1 protein-coding gene is annotated in these 2,074 nt (G+C 76.9%); it reads right to left on the bottom strand.

Annotation, left to right across the window (positions count from 1 at the left end; all coding sequences use genetic code 11):
• Positions 1-126: 126 nt before the first annotated feature.
• On the bottom strand, positions 127-2,074 hold a 1,948-nt coding region (locus JNW98_RS35485), incomplete at its 5' end, for an alpha/beta fold hydrolase (protein WP_223772377.1).

Genomic DNA, 2,074 nt, shown 5'->3' with positions numbered 1-2,074 from the left:
CCGCTCCACCCCCTTCCAGCGGGGGTCGGTCGCCCAGCGGCGGGCGAGCTCTTCTGCCGTGGTGGGCGGGGGGTTGTGGGGCATCGAAGTCTCCTCGGGAGGTGGGTGGAGTGGGGGCGGGGCCCGTCAGGTCCCTCGCGGCCGGTCGGTGCGGATCCGGTCGAACCAGGCGCCGAGGACGCGGGCGGTCGTGGACGCCCGTTCCTCCAGGATCGAGAAGTGATCGGCCAGGACCGGTTCGGCCGCGTCGGCGGCCTTCCAGGTGGGCTCGACGGGGGCGCCGTGGGACGCCTCGGGGGCCACGGCCCGGACGGCGAGGGTCGGGACCTCGACCGCCACCGGTTCCCACTCGGCGTAGAGGCGCACGTAGGCGCCCATGGCCATGAGGTTCTCGTCGTTGACCACGACGCCCGTGGGGTCCCGGTCGAGGATCTCGCTCATCGCCCAGACGAACAGGGCCTCCCGCTCCCCGGCGTCGTCGATGTCGTAGGTGTCGATCATCGCGACGCCCTGGGCGCGGGTGCCGGCGCGCTGCAGGCGCTCGGCGACCGCGCGGGCCATGAGGCCGCCCACGGAGTGGCCGACGAGGAAGAACGGCGCGTCTCCCGCGGCCTCGGCGGTGGCCTCGGCCATGGCGTCGACGGCGGCCGACCAGGTCTTGGGGAGTGGCGCGGACTTGCCGAAGCCCGGCAGGAGGAGGGCGGACGTCCGCAGCCGGGGCCGCAGTTCGGCGGCGAGGCGGGCGAACTGGTGGGGACCCGAGCCCGCGAGGAACGACGGGACGCAGATCACCGCGGGGTCCGGGGTCCCGTCCGCGACCAGGACCGAGCGGGCGCCGCCCGTCAGTTCCGCGGCCGAGGCGAACGACGGCTGGAAGCGGGACGCGGCTGCCAGGAGCGGTACGGCCTCGGCGATGGCGCGTTCGACGTGGGCCCGGCGGAGCAGCTGGGTGTACGTACCGCCGCGGCGGATCTCGCCGTCCGCGGGGCGGGCCGGGGCGGCGGCGCCCGGTTCGCGCGGGGCGGCGGCCTGGTCCGGGGTGCGCTCGGTGAGCCAGTAGCGCTGCCGCTGGAACGGGTAGGTGGGGAGCGGGACGGCGCGTGCGTCGCGGCCGGCGAACAGCGGGGACCAGTCGACGCGGACGCCGCCCACGTGGGCCTGGGCCAGGGAGCGGAGGAACGCGGTGTGGCCGGGGGTCTCTCCGGCCGACGGGTCCGAGGGCCGGGTGATGAGGAAGTCGGCCGGGTCGCCGCCCGCGGCCGAGACGGCGGCGGTGAGTTCGTCGGTGAGCGCCGGCCGCGGGGCGATCTCCAGGAACGCCTGGAAGCCTTCGGCCAGCCGGGCGCGCACGCTCTCCGCCAGCGGCTCGCCGGGAGCGGGCGCGTCCGTCACCGCGCGCGCCGCCTCGGGCAGCGTGCGCCGTCCGTCGATCACCGAGGCCGCCGCCTCCCCGCCCGGCGCGGCCACCACCGCGTCCGGCTCGACGCCGTAGGCGCGCCACAGCGCGGCCAGCGACACCGTCACGGCGAAGGAGACGGCTCGGGCGAGGTCGGGCCGGCCGGGGGCGGGGGCGGCCTTGACGGCGTCGAGCAGGTTCCCGTCGGCGTGGGGTGCGAGCGCCTCGGCGCACTCGCGCATCCGGTGGGCGAACGCCGGTTCCGCTTCGAGGAGTTCGCGGATGCCATCCAGGGGTATGCCGTCCGGGCGCAGTCCGTCGGGAGCCGGTATGACGAACGCGACGCTCCCCGGGCGGGCCCGGGTGGGCAGCAGCACGTCGGGGTCCGGCTCCCCGGCGGCGACGCGGTCCAGGCCGGTGAGCAGGTCGTCGCGGGTACGGCCGACGACCGCCGCCCGGTGGGAGAGCCGCGCGCGCGTCGTCGCGAGCGAGAACGCGACGTCGTGCGGATCGGCGTCCGGGTGTTCCCGGAGCCACTCCCCCAACCGCCGCGCCTGCGCCGCCAGTCCGGACGGCATGCGGCCCGAGAGCGTCCACACCGTCACCGGGGCGTCACCGGAGCGGGCGGGGCGCTCGGCAAGCTGCTCCGGAACCGGGGGTTCCTCGACGATGACGTGG

This window comes from Streptomyces huiliensis (assembly GCF_020037025.1).
In the GTDB taxonomy this organism is placed as follows: Bacteria; Actinomycetota; Actinomycetes; order Streptomycetales; family Streptomycetaceae; genus Streptomyces; species Streptomyces huiliensis.
This window is presented reverse-complemented; position numbering and strand designations above follow the sequence as displayed.